We start from the raw sequence: 1,797 nt of genomic DNA, 5'->3' as shown, positions 1-1,797 counted from the left end.
TATCGCTTTTACTCATAAAATACAGGATAGATATACAATGAAACTTCCTTGGGTACTGTTCTAGCTCGAAAAGAGAAACAAGAAAGTCAATTCCTAAGAAACGATATTATTAGCATTAAGTGCTAATATATCTAGTATTATAGTGATACTTTTCTTGTCACAAATCATTTAATATTCAATTTATGAAATTGTATTATTCTTTATTTATGTAAAGATATGAGTATCAAGCCGACAGGCGTTACTTAGAACTTTATTATTGTATAAGTTTCCAACTCATATCTTAGAGTAAGAAATTAAAAGTACAAAAATTCATAATTTATAAAGAATTAAATATTGAAGTAGAGAAAGCACGTTCTTCGACTAAGTAATACTGTTTATAAGGGATCGGCTTCTCTGCTATTCTTAGCAATCCAGAACAGTACCAAGGGAAATCTCTAACCGTTATTATCCTGTATTTATGAGTCAAGGTTAAATAAGAATACCAATATTGATGATCATTTTACTTATAAAAATTAGCATCATGAATTTACGTTACACAATAGGAATTGACATTGCAAAACAAGATTTTAAAGTTTGTCTTTTATTTAGGAATGATGAAGGTAAATTAGTAGTAAAAGGTAGTAAGACCTTTGATAATACTTCTTCAGGTTTTACTAAATTATCAGCCTGGTATATTAAAAAGATCGATTCAAAATATGACTACAATATTATAATGGAAGCCACTGGCATATATCATGAATCATTAGCATGGTATTTATTTAATAAAGATGAAAATGTATGTGTTGTATTAGCAAATAGAGCAAGGTCATACATGAATTCCATTGGTCATAAATCGAAAAATGATCCAATTGATGCAAAAGGCTTAGTGAGTATGGGACTATCATAACAACTTGATTTGTGGCAACCTATTTCTAAAGAGATATACCAATTAAGAACGTTAACTCGTCATTTAGAGGATTTAAATAAAATAGAGACCACTTAAAAAAATCAAAAGAGTACTTTGAATCATTCAATGCATTCTGTATAAGAGACTGTTAAAAGTATAGATGTGATGTTGAAAGCAGTCAATAAACAGATTGACTCTTGTAAAAAGAAAATCATTAAGAGAGCACTTGAAGATAAAATTTTAAGTGAAAAAATAGAATATATGACCTCTATTAAAGGTGTAGGTGTTCTAACAGCTGTAGTTTTAATAGCTGAAACAAATGGATTTGCATTAATAAAAAATCAAAAGCAACTGGCAAGTTATGCGGGGTATGATATCAAAAAAATCAATCTGGTAAGAGGCAAGGGAGGACAAAAAAAGGATATGTAGCAATACAAGTAAAGCTTTTAAAGCTAATGTATACGCTTTGGAAGAAAGAAGAATATTACCAAGAAAGTTATAATTGGGGGAATAATGAGTTAGAAAAAAAGGTAGCCAAACATTATGCATGAATGGCTACACGAGATAGTTTATTGCTAAACTTCTCAATTTTTTTAATATAATAGAAAAAAACAATATATAAACCTCGAAATTTCTCATAGTGAAATTGCCAGCACTTTAGTGTTGCAATTTTGCAATGAAAATTTGAGGAACCCGCGGTAGCGAAACGTTTGAGATAATCTCAGAAAAATTATATGAATTTACTTGACTTTTAAGACAGTACCTTATAACAACAAAATCCCACAAGATCATACGCCTTGTGGGATTTTTTATCTCTTGTAACGTCCTAAAATAAGTTGACTAAATTGTAATAAATTTATGTCAAACACCAGAAAAGCAAAATCTTCAGAATCCCCAATATCTTACAGCTT

The 1,797-nt window shown here is 29.5% G+C and carries 2 protein-coding genes; both read left to right on the top strand.

What is annotated here, in order from left to right; all coding sequences use genetic code 11:
- Positions 1 to 520: 520 nt before the first annotated feature.
- Positions 521 to 886, top strand: coding sequence for an IS110 family transposase (locus NH26_RS24860; protein WP_044229944.1), 366 nt, complete (start codon positions 521 to 523; stop codon positions 884 to 886).
- A gap of 165 nt (positions 887 to 1,051) precedes the next feature.
- On the top strand, positions 1,052 to 1,315 hold the full coding sequence (locus NH26_RS24855; RefSeq protein ID WP_044229947.1) for a transposase: 264 nt from the start codon (positions 1,052 to 1,054) through the stop codon (positions 1,313 to 1,315).
- Positions 1,316 to 1,797: the final 482 nt, after the last annotated feature.

Origin of the sequence: Flammeovirga pacifica (assembly GCF_000807855.2) — a bacterium.
Classification (GTDB): Bacteria; Bacteroidota; Bacteroidia; order Cytophagales; family Flammeovirgaceae; genus Flammeovirga; species Flammeovirga pacifica.
This window is presented reverse-complemented; position numbering and strand designations above follow the sequence as displayed.